This is a genomic window from Variovorax davisae, assembly GCF_030316845.1.
Classification (GTDB): Bacteria; Pseudomonadota; Gammaproteobacteria; order Burkholderiales; family Burkholderiaceae_C; genus Variovorax; species Variovorax davisae.
Genome location: NZ_JASZYS010000004.1, coordinates 129,938 through 144,501 on the forward strand (window position 1 = coordinate 129,938; position 14,564 = coordinate 144,501).

Sequence of the window (14,564 nt, forward strand, 5' to 3'; positions counted from 1 at the left end):
CCCGATGAACGCACTGATCTCCGTATCCGACAAGACCGGCATCCTCGAATTCGCCCAGGCGCTGCATGCGCTGGGCATCCGCCTGCTGTCCACCGGCGGCACCGCCAAGCTGCTGGCCGATGCCGGCCTGCCGGTGACCGAAGTGGCCGACCACACCGGCTTCCCCGAGATGCTCGACGGCCGGGTCAAGACGCTGCATCCCAAGGTGCATGGCGGCCTGCTGGCGCGGCGCGATGTGCCGGCCCACATGGCGGCCTTGAAGGAACACGGCATCGACACCATCGACCTGCTGGTGGTCAACCTCTACCCCTTCGAGGCCACGGTCGCCAAGCCCGGCTGCACGCTCGAGGACGCGATCGAGAACATCGACATCGGCGGCCCCGCGATGGTGCGCAGCGCGGCCAAGAACTGGAAGGACGTCGGCGTGCTGACCGATGCGTCGCAGTACCCGCAGGCGCTGGCCGAACTCAAGGCTGACGGCAAGCTCAGCGAGAAGACCAAGTTCGCTTTCTCGGTCGCTGCCTTCAACCGCATCAGCCAGTACGACGGCGCGATCAGCGACTATCTCTCGGGCATCCAGGAAGACGGCGCCCACGCGCTGTTCCCGGCCCAGAGCAACGGCCGCTTCGTCAAGCTGCAGGACCTGCGCTACGGCGAGAACCCGCATCAGCAGGCCGCCTTCTACCGCGACCTGTACCCGGCGCCGGGCTCGCTGGTCACCGCGAAGCAGCTGCAGGGCAAGGAACTCAGCTACAACAACATCGCCGATGCCGACGCGGCGTGGGAGTGCGTGAAGAGCTTCGACACGCCGGCCTGCGTGATCGTCAAGCACGCCAACCCCTGCGGCGTCGCCACCGGCAAGGATGCCCTCGAGTCCTACAGCAAGGCCTTCAAGACCGATCCGACCTCGGCCTTCGGCGGCATCATCGCCTTCAACCGGCCGCTGGACCGGGCCGCGGCCGAAGCGGTCAGCAAGCAGTTCGTCGAGGTGCTGATGGCGCCGGGCTACTCGGCCGAGGCGCTGGAAGTCTTCAAGAGCAAGGTCAACGTGCGCATCCTCGAGATCGCGCTGCCGCCGGGCGGCCAGACCGACTGGGACAACGGCCGCAACGCGGTCGACGTCAAGCGCATCGGATCGGGCCTCTTGATGCAGACCGCCGACAACCGCGAGCTGGCGATCGGCGAACTCAAGGTGGTCAGCAAGAAGCAGCCGACCCCGCAGCAGCTGCAGGACCTGCTGTTCGCCTGGAAGGTCGCCAAGTTCGTCAAGAGCAATGCGATCGTCTTCTGTGCCGACGGCATGACGATGGGCGTCGGCGCCGGCCAGATGAGCCGGCTCGATTCGGCGCGCATCGCCAGCATCAAGGCCCAGCATGCGAAGCTGTCGCTGGCCGGCACCGCGGTCGCGAGCGATGCCTTTTTCCCGTTCCGGGACGGGCTCGACGTGGTGGTGGACGCCGGTGCGACCTCGGTGATCCAGCCCGGCGGCTCGATGCGCGACCAGGAAGTGATCGACGCGGCCGACGAGCGCGGCGTCGTGATGGTGCTCTCAGGCGTGCGCCACTTCCGTCACTGACCGGCGCTGCCGTCCGAAAAACGGTACTTCAGCTGGAAGCTGATGGCGCCGTAGAGCTTGTCCCGGATGCTGGGGATGATCGCGATGTTCAATCCCCAGTGCCTGCCCTCGATCGCCGCGGTCGGGATCAGGGCCGGGAACCAGCCGCCGTTGTTGGTCATCTGGTAGCCGTCGAAGCCGCCCACCACGGCGCCGAGCTTCACGCCGTGGAATTCGAAGGGCATCACGTACAGGCCGATGTAGTTCGAGTACGCGCGGTCGCTGTTGCGGAAGCGGCCGGCGGTGACCGAGAAGGTCTTGTCGATCGGCCACTCGATGCCGATGCCCGGGTTGGCGTCTTCCAGCCCCTTGTTGCGGTCGAAATGCAGCGAATAGAAGCCCGGGTTGACCCAGACCTGGCTGATGTCGGCCTGCGCGCAGGCCAGGCCGGGCAGCAGCAGGCACGCGCCTGCCAGGAGCGATGGCAGCTTCACGGCGGCTACAGCGTCTTGAAGATCTGGCGCGCCGCCTCGATGCTGGCGGCGATGTCGCCGTCGCTGTGGGCGGCGCTCACGAAGCCCGCCTCATAGAGCGCCGGCGCGATGTAGACGCCGCGCTCCAGCAGGCCGTGGAACAGCGTGTTGAACCTGGTGCCGTCGCTCTTCATCACGGCCGTGTAGTTCTGCGGCAGCGCGTCCAGCAGGAAGAAGCCGAACATGCCGCCTTCGCTGTCGGCGCAGAAGGGCACGCCCTCGGCGGCCGCGGCGGCCTTCAGGCCGTCGACCAGCGCGCGGGTCTTGGTCGACAGCGCCTCGTAGAAGCCCGGCTTGGCGATCTCTTTCAGCGTGGCCAGCCCGCAGGCGGTCGCCACCGGGTTGCCCGACAGGGTGCCGGCCTGGTAGACCGGCCCCATCGGCGCCAGCTGTTCCATGATCGCGCGCGGGCCGCCGAAGGCCGCCAGCGGCATGCCGCCGCCGATCACCTTGCCCAGCACCGTGAGGTCGGGCGTCACGCCCAGCACGCCCTGGGCGCCGCGCAGGCCGACGCGGAAGCCGGTCATCACCTCGTCGAACACCAGCAGGGCACCGTATTGCGTGCACAGTTCGCGGCAGCGCTTGGCGAAGGCGGCGCTGGCGCGCACGAAGTTCATGTTGCCGGCGATCGCCTCGATCATCAGGCAGGCGATCTCGTGGCCGTGCAGCGTGAAGGCTTCCTCGAGCTGGGCCAGGTTGTTGTATTCGAGCACCAGCGTGTGCTGCACCACCTCGGGCGGCACGCCGGCCGAGGTCGGGTTGCCGAAGGTCGCCAGGCCCGAGCCGGCCTTGACCAGCAGGGCGTCGGCATGGCCGTGGTAGCAGCCTTCGAACTTGATGATGTATTTGCGGCCGGTGGCGCCGCGGGCCAGGCGCAGCGCGCTCATCGCGGCTTCGGTGCCCGAGCTCACCAGGCGCACCATCTCCATCGACGGCACCAGCGCCAGGATGGCTTCGGCCAGTTCGATCTCGCGCTCGGTCGGGGCGCCGAACGAGAAGCCCTCGGTCACGGCGCGCTGCACCGCTTCGACCACCGCCGGATGGCCATGGCCGAGGATCATCGGGCCCCAGGAGCCGATGTAGTCGATGTAGCGCTTGTCGTCGGCGTCCCAGAAGTACGCGCCCTGCGCGCGCTTCACGAAGCGCGGCGTGCCGCCGACCGCCTTGAAGGCCCGCACCGGCGAATTCACGCCTCCGGGAATGACGGCGCGGGCGCGCTCGAAGAGGATCTCGTTCTGGTCCATGTTTGGCATTGGCAGAGTATCTTTCATGTCGCTTGCCGCGGCCGGCGAAGCCAGGCCCGTTGGTGAAACACCGCGGAACCGGCTTCGCCGGGCCGCTGGTGTTGCCCCCCGGCAGGGGGTGGGAGGGCTACACGCAGTGAGCCCGACCTGGGGGCGAGCTAATGTCTGGTGTCGTGGGGAGGGAGGGCGAAGTCGGTCGGCGACGCGAGGTCGTCATTGTCCTCGTCCTCGTCATCCTCGGGCTGGGCCCAGAACAGGCGGTCGGGCAGCACATGGCCCATGCCGGGCCGGAAACCGGCGTCGAGGCAGCGGTCCATGTAGCTGAGCGCCTCGCTGGTGGCGGCAACCAGGTCGGTGCCGCTGGCGAGCAGCGCCGCCAGCGCGGCCGACAGGGTGTCGCCGGCGCCGGCGAACACGGCGTCCAGCCGCTCGTACTTCTCGCTCGCCAGCACCGCCTGCGGCGAGGCCAGCACGTTGTCGATGAACTGGTCCGGCAGCATCAGCCCGGTCACCAGGGTGTAGGGCACGCCGAATTCCCCGGCCGCCATCGCGATGTCGCGCGCCGTCGGCGGCCGCTCGCCGCTCCAGTCGGGCAGCAGCCAGCGCCACAGCGTGCTGTGGTTGCCGACCAGCACCGTGGTCTGCGGCAGCACCAGGTCGCGAAAGGCATCGAGGTAGGCCTCGATCTGGGCGTCCTCCCACCACGAGAGGTTCGGCATGTAGGCGACCACCGGTACCTCCGGGTAGTCGGTCGCGGTCTCGGCCACGGTGCTGAGGTTCTCGGGCGAACCGACGAAGCCGACCTTGATCAGCTGCACCTCGACGTCCTCCAGGATTGAACGCGCCTGCTCGGCCACCGCCTCCTCGTCGAAGGCGAAGTGGTCGAAGATCTCGGCCGTGTCGCGCGCGTAGGCGCCGGTCACCACCGCCAGCATGTGGGCGCCGACCGAGGCCATGGCCAGGGCGTCGCCGCCCAGCCCGCCGGCCCCACTCGGATCGCTGGCATTGAAGACCAGCACGCAGGGTGGGTTCAAATCGGCGTCGTCGGTTTCGGTGTCGTCCGAGGGGTCGGTAAGATCGCTCACTTTGCGGTCGTGCTCTGGTGGTAGTAGATAAGTTTTCATACTCAAATCAGGGCTCAACAGATGGTGGCATAACTGAGACGCTTGTCACGCGAATTGTTGATACGTTTGGATACGATCGTTGCATTTGATGAACAGGGACCTTAAGCTGCGATGAATACGAAAACCTGGATGTGCCTGATTTGTGGGTGGATCTATGACGAGGCGGTCGGCGTGCCAGAGGATGGTATTGCGGCCGGCACGGCATGGGCGGATGTTCCGATGAACTGGACCTGCCCGGAATGCGGGGCACGCAAGGAAGATTTCGAGATGGTTGAGATCTGAAGCATGGCATAGGGCCGCGCTTCCTGCGCTCCCGAGGGAGCGCAGCGGTCTGCAAGGTGTCATACAGGAGCGGTGCGAATGAGCGCGAATGGATCCGGCTACAAGGTGCTCGTCATCGACGACAGCAACACCATTCGGCGCAGCGCCGAGATTTTCCTGAAGCAGGGCGGCCATGAAGTGCTGCTCGCCGAAGACGGCTTCGACGCCCTGTCGAAGGTCAACGACCACAAGCCCCACCTGATTTTCTGCGACATCCTGATGCCGCGCCTCGACGGCTATCAGACCTGCGCCATCATCAAGCGCAACGCCACTTTCTCCAACGTCCCTGTCGTCATGCTGTCCTCCAAGGACGGCGTCTTCGACAAGGCGCGCGGCCGCATGGTCGGCTCGCAGGACTACCTCACCAAACCATTCACCAAGGATCAGCTGCTGCACGCCGTGCAGCAGTTCGGTCTCGTTCAGGAAACCCCGTAATGGCGATTCGCAAAGTGCTCGTGGTCGACGACTCGAAGACGGAACTCGTGTTCCTCACCGACCTGCTCCAGAAGAACGGCTTCTCGGTCAAGACGGCCGAGAACGCGGACGACGCGATGCGCCGGCTCGAGGAAGAGCAGCCCGACCTGATCCTGATGGACGTCGTGATGCCGGGCCAGAACGGCTTCCAGCTCACCCGTGCCATCGCCCGCAATCCGCAGTACGCCGCGGTGCCGATCATTCTCTGCACCAGCAAGAACCAGGAAACCGACCGCGTCTGGGGCATGCGCCAGGGTGCCCGCGACTACATCGTCAAGCCGGTGAATGCCGCAGAGCTGATGGCCAAGATCAGCGCCCTGGCCTGATCGACCGAATCCCCCGTCCATCCCCGAACCCGCCCATGGCCAACCGCGACGCTCTCCGTGCTTTCCAGTCCCGGCTCGCCAGCCGCCTGCAGGCCGCGCGCACCTCGGACGTTTCCGCCTCGTGGCTGGCCGTCGAGGCCGGCGAAGCGAAGTACCTGTTCCCGCTCGGGCACGCCGGCGAGATCTTTCCCTGGGTGGCGCCGCAGTCCGTGCCCTATACCGAGCCCTGGTTTCTCGGTGTCGCCAACCTGCGCGGCGGCCTGTTCGGCGTCGTCCAGCTGTCGACCTTCGCCACCGGCGCCGCCGCGGCACCGGTGCTGAACGAGTCCACGCGCGCGCAGTCCCGGCTGGTCGCGCTCAACGAGATGCTCGAAGTCAACTGCGCCCTGCTGATCGACCGCCTGGTCGGCCTGCGCGGCGTCGACGCCTTCGTGGCCTCGGAGGCGCCGCAGGAAGCGTCCCCGCCCTGGCTGGGACATTCGTACACAGACGCCGCCGGAGGCCGCTGGCAGGAGATCAACCTGCAGGCGCTGTCCCAGCAACCCCAGTTCCTGAGCATCGGCGCCTGAACGGCCAGCCGTGCACGTTTACCACCTGAAGGACCGACCGTGAGCTCGATCGCCGACAAGTTCAAGAAATTCATGCCCCAGGGCGGCAACCCGGTGGCAGTGGGCGGCGACAGCGCCGCCACCCTGTCGCTGGACAGCATCGAAACCGTGCAGACGGCCGATGACAGGGTCGAGCACGTGCGACGCGACGCGGCGCCCGAGCCCGAGCCGGTGCCGCTGGAGGATACGGTGGTGCAGAGCGAGGAGGCGGCGCCGCCGGTCGAGGGCAGCGGTGCCGCGCGGCCGCCAGCCGCACGCGCCCGGCGCTCGCAGCGCTCCAACCCGGCGCGCCAGCAGCGGATCCTGGCGCTGGCCCTGGCCGGCGTGGTGCTGCTGCTGCTGCTGGTGGCCGGCTCCGCCATCCTGCGCGCCGAACGGCTGGCGCAGCAGGTGGCCGCCACCGGCCAGTCGCTGATGCAGTCGCAGCGGCTCGCCAAGTCGGTGTCGCAGGCGCTGGTCGGCAACGTCGGCGCCTTCGCCGAAGTGCGCGACAGCGCCGACGACCTGACGCGCCGCGTGCAGGGCCTGACGAACGGCGACGACGCGCTCAAGCTGGAGCGCGTGGGCAGCCAGTACGAGACCGAGCTCGGCAAGATCAATCCCCTGGTCGAGCGCGCCGACAAGAGCGCCAAGGCGGTGCTGGCGCAGCAGAAGATCCTGACGCAGGTCGGCACCGCGCTGCGCGACATCAACCGCCAGTCCTCCGACCTGCTGGAAATGGCCGAGACCGTCGCCTCGCTCAAGATGCAGCAGAACGCGACCATTCCCGAGATCTCGGCCGCCGGCCAGCTCGTGATGCTGACCCAGCGCATCGGCAAGTCGGCCAACGAGTTCCTGACCGTCGAGGGCGTGAGCCCCGACGCCGTGTTCCTGCTCGGCAAGGACCTGAACAGCTTCCAGGAAATCACCCGCGGCCTGCTCGACGGCAGCCCGCAGCAGCGCCTGCCGGGCACCCGCGACGCGCAGACGCGCCAGCAGCTCGAAGCGATCCTGAAGACCTACGAAACCACCCGCACGCAGGCCGGCGCCATCCTGGGCAACCTGCAAGGCCTGGTCGCCGCGCGCGAAGCGCAGTCCGCCATCCTGACCGACAGCGAACCGCTGCGCACCTCGCTCGGCGACCTGCAGGACAAGCTCTCGGCCCGCACCGGCCTGGGCGCCGGCACGGTCGTGATGCTGTTCGTGCTGTCGCTGGCCGCCCTGGCGCTGGCCGGCGCGATCGGCTTCGTGCAGGTGCGCGAAGGCCGCGAGCGTGCCGCCGCGGCGGAGCGCGACCGGGTCGAGGCCGAGCGCGTGAGCGAGGACGCGAGCCGCGTCAACGCCGCCAACCAGGCCGCCATTCTTCGCCTGATGAACGAACTGCAGACGGTGGCCGAAGGCGACCTGACGCAGGAAGCCACCGTGACCGAGGACATCACCGGCGCCATCGCCGACTCGGTGAACTACACGGTGGAAGAACTCCGCCTGCTGGTCGGCAACGTGCAGAACACGGCGACCCGCGTGGCCCAGACCACCTCGCAGGTGGAAAGCACCTCGACCGAGCTGCTGGCGGCCTCGACCGAACAGCTGCGCGAGATCCGCGAGACCGGCCAGTCGGTGCTGACCATGGCCGAGCGCATCAACGGCGTGTCCTCGCAAGCGCAGGAATCGGCCACGGTGGCGCGCCAGTCGCTGCAGGCCGCTTCGTCGGGCCTGCAGGCGGTGCAGAACGCGATCGGCGGCATGAACTCGATCCGCGACCAGATCCAGGAAACCTCCAAGCGGATCAAGCGCCTGGGCGAATCCTCGCAGGAGATCGGCGAAATCACCGAGCTGATCTCGGACATTACCGAACAGACCAACGTGCTGGCGCTCAACGCCGCCATCCAGGCCGCGTCGGCCGGTGAAGCCGGTCGCGGCTTCTCGGTGGTGGCGGAAGAAGTGCAGCGGCTGGCCGAACGCTCCGCCGACGCCACGCGCCAGATCTCGGCGCTGGTGAAGGCGATTCAGACCGACACCCAGGACGCCGTCGGCGCCATGGAGCGCTCCACGCAGGGTGTGGTCGAAGGGGCGAAGCTGTCCGACAACGCCGGCACCGCGCTGTCGGAGATCGACCGCGTGTCGCGCCGCCTGGCCGAGCTGATCGAGCAGATTTCGCAGTCCGCCTCCCGCGAAGCCGATTCGGCCAACGTGGTGGCGGCCAACATCCAGCACATCTTCGCCGTGACCGAGCAGACCGGCGAAGGCACGCGGACCACCGCGCAGCAGGTGCGCGAACTCTCGCACATGGCCGAAGAGTTGCGTCAGTCCGTGTCTCGTTTCAAGATTGTCTGAACGCCGAGCGCCCAACGTGTCGATCCAAAGCCCCGCCACCGCCCCAACAGCCGGCCATGTGCCGGCCACCGAGGATCTTGGGCCGCTGGCCTGGGTATTGGGAGAAATCCAGAAGACGCTCGACGGGGTAGGCAAGACGCTGCGCCGCTTCGCCCGCGAAGCGGCCACGGCGCTGCCGGGTTCCGAGCTGGACACCGCGCCCCTGCGCCAGGCGCGCCTGCAACTGCACCAGGCGGTCGGCGCGCTGCAGATGGTGGGCCATACGGCGCCGGCCCTGGTGCTGGGCGCGATGGAGTTCGCGGTCCAGAGCTTCGCCACCGAGCCGCTGCGCTGCAACGAGGCCGCGGTCCAGAAGATCGACCGCGCCGGCTTCGCGGTCGCCGATTTCCTCAACGCGATGATCGCCGGCAAGGTGGTCTCGTCGGTGGCCCTGTTCCCGCAGTACCGCGAGGTGCTGGAACTGGTCGGCAACGAGCGGGTCCACCCGGCCGACCTCTGGAGCATGACCTGGCGCTGGGTCGAGATCAAGCCGGCGCCCACGCAAACCGCGCTGGTCTATGACCCGGCCGTGCGCTCCAAGCTCGACCGCGAAGTGCTCAAGGTCGTCAAGAGCGGCGACGACCACGCCGCCCGCCGGCTGCAGGCGCTGTGCCTCGGGCTCGGGCGCGGCGCCTCGGTGCCGCGGGTCGCGAGCTTCTGGACCCTGGCGGCCGGCTTCTTCGAGGCCCTGGCGCTGGCGCTGATTCCGGCCGATGCCCACGTGAAGCGGGCCGCGTCGCGCGTGCTGCTGCAGTACGCCACGCTGGCGCGCGGCGACAACACGGTCTCCGACCGGCTGGGCCAGGACCTGCTGTTCTTCTGCGCCCAGGCCGTGCCCGGTCCGCGCGACGAAGCCGCCACCTTGCGCGCCGTGCGCATCGCCTGGGGCGTAGCCAACGAACAGACCGTCGACTACACGATCGAGCAGTTCGGCCGTTTCGACCCGGTGGTGCTGGCGCAGGCGCGCAAGCGCATCGAGTCGGCCAAGGAAATGTGGTCGGCGCTCTCGGGCGGCGACGTCAGCCGCACGCGGCAGGTGGCCGACACCTTCGCGCAGCTCGGCGAATCGCTGCAAAAGCTGCATCCGCCGAGCGCGCCGATGGTGCAGGCGCTCAACAACGCGGTCGAGGCCTCGCTGCGTTCGGGCCAGCCCCCGGCTACCGAACTGGCGATGGAAGTCGCGACCTCGGTGCTCTACCTCGAAGCTGCCTTCGAGGACCTGGATCCGCACGACCGCCAGCTCACGGCGCGCACCGTCCAGCTCGCGGGCCGCATCGAGCGGGCCCGCGACGGCGGCCGCTCGGAGCCGCTCGAGCCCTGGATGGAGGAGCTCTACCGCCGCGTCAGCGACCGCCAGACCATGGGCACCGTGGTCGGCGAGCTGCGCAGCCACCTGAGCGAGCTCGAAAAGTCGCTCGACCAGTTCTTCCGCCGGCCGACCGAAAAGGGCCTGCTGCGCACCGTGCCGAGCCAGCTGCTGCAGATGCGTGGCGTGTTTTCGGTGCTCGGCCTCGACCAGGCCGCACAGACCGTGCAGCGCATGCGCGAGAACGTCGACCAGCTGGTGGCCGAGGAATCGCCCGCCGACGAGATCCGCGCCTTCGATTCGCTCGGCAACAACCTGGGCGCGCTGGGCTTCCTGATCGACATGCTGAGCTACCAGCCGGCACTGGCCAAGCGCCTGTTCGTGTTCGATGCCGAGCTCGGCGAGCTCAAGCCCCTGATGGGCCGGCAGGCGGCCGAAGCCGGCGCGCCGGAGGCCGCGGCACCGGCGGCGTCCTTCGCCTCGGCCACCGGGCCGGTGGCCGTGACCGACACCGTGCTGAGCGTCGAGGAAGTGGACGCGCAGATCGCGGCCAAGCTCGCCGCGCTCGCCGCCCCGGGCGGCCGCAGCAAGCCGGCGCCGTCGCCGATCGAGGAGTTCAGCCGCGCGACCGCCAGCTGGACCGCCAAGATCACCGGCCCGGCGCCGCTCGACGGGCTGATGCCCGACACCGAAGTCACCGAGCTCGAGGAGGACGACCTCCAGAACATCTTCCTCGACGAGGCCCGCGAAGTGCTGCACAACGGCCTGGCCGCGGTGTCCGCGCTGTCGTCGCGTCCGGACGACGATGGCGAGCTGACCGTGCTGCGCCGCGCCTTCCACACCCTCAAGGGCAGCTCCCGCATGGTCGGGCTGATGGACTTCGGCGAAGCCGCCTGGTCCTTCGAGCAGGTGCTCAACACCTGGCTGGCCGACCAGCGCCCGGCGACCCCCGAGCTGGTGGCCGGCACGCGCAGCGCGCTGACCGATTTTGCCCAGTGGGTCGAGGCCATCGCCGCCAACCAGCCGCACGGCTGGCACTCGGCGCCGTTCCGCAGCATGGCCGAGGCCCTGCGCGCCGGCGAGCCGCTGGCGGTCGCGCCACGGGTGGCCGACGCCGACGCACTGGTGGCGGCCGCGCGCCACATTGCGGCCGATTCGCTGGCCGAGACGGCGCAGCCCGAGGCCGTGCCCGAGGCCGCGCTGCCGCTGGCCGCACTGCCGGCGCTTCCCGATCTCGAACTCGGGCCGATCGAGCTCGACCTGCCTGCGGCCGAGCAGCCGGCCGCGGCGGCGCTCGCCGAGCCCGCGCCGGACGCCGAGGTGCCCACCGTCTGGTCGGGTCTGCAGGAGCCCTCCCGCGAGGAGGATGCGCCGCGGATTCCGGACGATTTCGCCTCGACCGACTTTCTCGATTTCGAAGGCACGCCGCCGCCCGAGGCGCCGCTCGACCTGGGGGCGCTGGAGGACGTCGATTTCCTGGAGACTGCCCACACCGCGCTCGAGCCCGTGGCACGCCCGGCCCAGGCCGAGCCGGAAGCGGAGCCGGCGCTGTCCTTCTCATTGAGCCTGGAGCCCGAAGCGCCGGCCGAGTCGTCGCAGGCCGTCGACGCCGCGCCGGAGCCCGAACCCGAGCCGGTGCACGAGGTCGATCCCGTGGTCGAGCCGCTGTCGCTGGCGCCGGTGGCGCAGGCCGCCGAGGCGGAGCACCAGCCGGAGCCCGAGCCGGAACCCGAGCCGGAACCCGAGCCGGTCGTCCAATCCGTGGCGCCCGAGGTCGCACCGCCCGCGGCCGCGCCGCCGATCGAGATCGAACCCGAGCGCCCGGCCCTGCCGAGCGCCGAGGAGCAGGTCAAGGTCATCGGGCCGCTGCGCATCGGCATCGCGCTCTACAACGTCTATCTCAACGAAGCCGACGAGTGGTCGCGGCAACTGGCCACCGAAGTCGGCGAATGGGCGCTGGAGTCGCACCAGCGGGTCGCCGACTCGACCATCGGGCTGGCGCATTCGCTGGCCGGCAGCTCGGCCACGGTCGGCTTCCAGAGCCTGTCGGGCATGGCGCGCCTGCTCGAGGCGGCCTTGCAGCATCTGCAGATGCAGGGCCGCGGCACGCCCCAGCAGGGCGCGGTGCTGGTCGGCGCGGCCGAGGAACTGCGGCGCCTGCTGCACCAGTTCGCCGCCGGCGTCCTCAAGGATCCGGTCGAAGGCACGCTGCGCGCGCTGCGCGAAGTGGCGGCCTCGGTGCTGCCGGCGGAGCCGCTCGACGCCCGTCCGGTCTATCCGCACCTGGTGCGCGACGCCATGGCCGACGTGGCGCTCGACGATTCCGAGGACGCCATCGACGTGGCCGACGCGGTCGACGTCGACCTGTTCCCGATCTTCGAGGAAGAAGCGGCCGAACTGCTGCCGCAGCTCGGCGCCGCGCTGCGCGACTGGGCCCAGCGCCCCGAGGACACGGCGCCGCGTTCGTCCACGCTGCGCACCCTGCACACGCTCAAGGGCAGTGCCCGGCTGGCGGGCGCGATGCGCCTGGGCGAGCGTGCGCACCGCATGGAATCCGAGATCGAGATGCTCGGCTCGGTGGGCGTCGACCGGCCTTCGATCGAGCAGCTGCTGACGCGCTTCGACGCCCTGCAGGCCACTTTCGACGCGCTGCGCGCCGCCGACGATGCGATCCAGACCGAGCTGGTGCAGCGCGCGGTCGCCGCGCCGGTCGCGCCCCAGCCGGCCGAGGCGGCGCCGCTCGCGGTCGTGTCCGAAACGCCGGCCGCCGTGGCCGCAGCGGCGCAAGACCGCGCCGCGGTGGCGCTGCCATCGCCCTCGGCCCTGACGCCGCTGCGCGCGGTGTCGAGCCAGGCGGTGCGCATCCGCACCCACCTGCTCGACCGCCTGGTGGCGCAGGCCGGCGAGGTCATCATCACCCGTTCGCGGCTCGAAGCCGAGATCGGCCAGCTGCGCAGCTCGCTCAGCGACCTGACCGGCAACCTCGACCGCCTGCGCCAGCAGCTGCGCGACATCGAGGTCCAGGCCGAAAGCCAGATGCAGTCGCGCCTGGCGCAGGCCAAGGATTCGCAGCAGGGCTTCGATCCGCTCGAGTTCGACCGCTTCACCCGGGTGCAGGAACTGACCCGGATGATGGCCGAGTCGGTCAACGACGTGGCGACCGTGCAGCGCACGCTGCAGAAGACCGTGCAGGCGACCGAGGACGACCTCAGCGCCCAGGCGCGCCAGACGCGCGAACTGCAGCGCGGCCTGCTGCGCACGCGCATGGTGGAGTTCGAAGGCATTTCCGAGCGGCTCTACCGCGTGGTGCGCCAGGCTTCCAAGGACACCGGCAAGCAGGTGCGGCTGGACATCACCGGCGGCTCGATCGAGATGGACCGCGGCGTGCTGGACCGCATGACGCCCGCCTTCGAGCACCTGCTGCGCAACTGCGTGGCGCACGGCATCGAGGACGCCGACACGCGCGAGCGCGCCGGCAAGGAGGCCAGCGGCCTGATCGCGATCGAGCTGCACCACGAAGGCAACGACGTCTCGGTGAGCTTCCGCGACGACGGTGCCGGCCTGAACCATGCGCGCATCGTCGAGCGCGCTCAGGCGCTCGGCCTGGTGGCCCCCGGCCAGTCTCTCAGCCCCGCCGAAGCGGCCGAGCTGATCTTCCAGCCGGGCTTCTCGACCGCCGACCAGGTGTCCGAGCTGGCCGGCCGCGGAATCGGCATGGACGTCGTGCGGGCCGAAGTCGCCGCCCTCGGCGGCCGCATCGAGACCCACAGCCAGGCCGGCCAGGGCACCGTCTTCAAGCTGGTGCTGCCGCTGACCACCGCCGTGACGCACGTGGTCATGCTGCGCGCCGGCGGTACCTCGATCGGCGTGCCGTCCAACCTGGTCGAACTGGTGCTGCGCGCCAGCGCCTCGGACCTGGAGTCCGCCTACCACGCGCAGCGCTACGCCTTCGGCGGCGAGCAGGTGCCGTTCTATTGGGCCGGCGCGCTGCTGCAGTCCTCGGCGCGCAGCGAGCGCGCGGCGGGCAAGGCCAACACGATCGTGATCGTGCGCAGCGCGGCGCAGCGTGTCGCGCTGCACGTGGACGAAGTGCTGGGCAACCAGGAAGTGGTGGTCAAGAACCTCGGGCCGCAGCTGTCGCGGCTGCCCGGCATGGCGGCGATCTCGGTCCTGGCCTCGGGCGCGGTCGCGCTGATCTACAACCCGGTGGCGCTGGCCGCGGTGCATGGCGAGCAGGCGCGCGAGTTCCAGGCCGCCGCCCGCCGCCAGCCGGCGGTTCGCGGTGCCGAGCCGGTGGCCGTGCAGGCGGCGGTGGTGCCGCAGGTGCCGCTGGTGCTGGTGGTGGACGACTCGATCACGGTGCGCCGCGTCACCCAGCGCCTGCTGCAGCGCGAGGGCTACCGCGTGGCGCTGGCGGCCGACGGCCTGCAGGCGCTGGAGCGGCTGCAGCAGGAGCGGCCGGCGGTGGTGCTGTCCGACATCGAGATGCCGCGCATGGACGGCTTCGACCTGGCGCGCAACATCCGCGCCGACCAGTCGCTGGCCGACCTGCCGATCATCATGATCACCTCGCGCATCGCCGAGAAGCACCACGACCACGCCCGGGCGCTGGGGGTCAACCACTACCTGGGCAAGCCCTATTCGGAAGACGAGCTGCTGCGGCTGGTGCGCAGTTACACCGGCGTCGAGCTGCCTTCGGTGCTGGCGGCTTGATCTTGTAG

General features: G+C 69.6%; 10 protein-coding genes. 7 read left to right on the plus strand and 3 right to left on the minus strand.

The genetic code is table 11. The features are described 5' to 3' along the window. The first annotated feature begins 4 nt into the window (after positions 1–4). Positions 5–1,576, plus strand: a complete 1,572-nt coding sequence (gene purH, locus QTI33_RS11010) for a bifunctional phosphoribosylaminoimidazolecarboxamide formyltransferase/IMP cyclohydrolase (RefSeq protein ID WP_286505945.1) — start codon at positions 5–7, stop codon at positions 1,574–1,576. On the opposite strand, the gene QTI33_RS11015 is transcribed toward purH, so the two are convergent. The 3 genes from QTI33_RS11015 to thiD form a co-directional block, all read right to left on the minus strand. Further along, complete coding sequence (locus QTI33_RS11015; protein ID WP_286505946.1) at positions 1,570–2,049, minus strand: hypothetical protein; 480 nt, start codon at positions 2,047–2,049, stop codon at positions 1,570–1,572. The two genes, purH and QTI33_RS11015, sit on opposite strands and share 7 nt — an antisense overlap. Before the next feature lie 5 nt (positions 2,050–2,054). Beyond that, positions 2,055–3,341 (minus strand): glutamate-1-semialdehyde 2,1-aminomutase, encoded by a 1,287-nt coding sequence (hemL, locus tag QTI33_RS11020; RefSeq protein WP_286505947.1) that lies wholly within the window; start codon positions 3,339–3,341, stop codon positions 2,055–2,057. A 149-nt stretch (positions 3,342–3,490) separates the two neighbouring features. After that, a complete protein-coding gene (thiD, locus tag QTI33_RS11025; protein WP_286505949.1) occupies positions 3,491–4,456 on the minus strand; it encodes a bifunctional hydroxymethylpyrimidine kinase/phosphomethylpyrimidine kinase in 966 nt (321 codons plus the stop codon). 111 nt (positions 4,457–4,567) lie between these two features. Between thiD and QTI33_RS11030 the strand changes: the two genes are divergently transcribed. The 6 genes from QTI33_RS11030 to QTI33_RS11055 all read left to right on the plus strand — a co-directional run bounded on the left by QTI33_RS11030 (position 4,568) and on the right by QTI33_RS11055 (position 14,556). Beyond that, entirely contained in the window at positions 4,568–4,738 is a 171-nt protein-coding gene (locus QTI33_RS11030) for a rubredoxin (protein ID WP_007838397.1), read from the plus strand. Positions 4,739–4,816: 78 nt separating this feature from the next. After that, positions 4,817–5,212: a response regulator gene (locus tag QTI33_RS11035; protein ID WP_286505950.1), complete on the plus strand. Its 396-nt coding sequence runs from the start codon at positions 4,817–4,819 to the stop codon at positions 5,210–5,212. Next, on the plus strand, positions 5,212–5,577 hold the full coding sequence (locus tag QTI33_RS11040) for a response regulator transcription factor (RefSeq protein WP_028249487.1): 366 nt from the start codon (positions 5,212–5,214) through the stop codon (positions 5,575–5,577). The genes QTI33_RS11035 and QTI33_RS11040 overlap by 1 nt, the downstream gene beginning before the upstream one ends. A gap of 35 nt (positions 5,578–5,612) precedes the next feature. Further along, complete coding sequence (locus QTI33_RS11045; protein ID WP_286505952.1) at positions 5,613–6,146, plus strand: chemotaxis protein CheW; 534 nt, start codon at positions 5,613–5,615, stop codon at positions 6,144–6,146. Positions 6,147–6,218: 72 nt separating this feature from the next. Then, positions 6,219–8,498, plus strand: a complete 2,280-nt coding sequence (locus tag QTI33_RS11050; RefSeq protein WP_444814837.1) for a methyl-accepting chemotaxis protein — start codon at positions 6,219–6,221, stop codon at positions 8,496–8,498. A 16-nt stretch (positions 8,499–8,514) separates the two neighbouring features. Then, positions 8,515–14,556 carry a hybrid sensor histidine kinase/response regulator gene (locus tag QTI33_RS11055; RefSeq protein WP_286505956.1) on the plus strand — a complete coding sequence of 2,014 codons (6,042 nt, stop codon included), beginning with the start codon at positions 8,515–8,517 and terminating at the stop codon, positions 14,554–14,556. Positions 14,557–14,564: the final 8 nt, after the last annotated feature.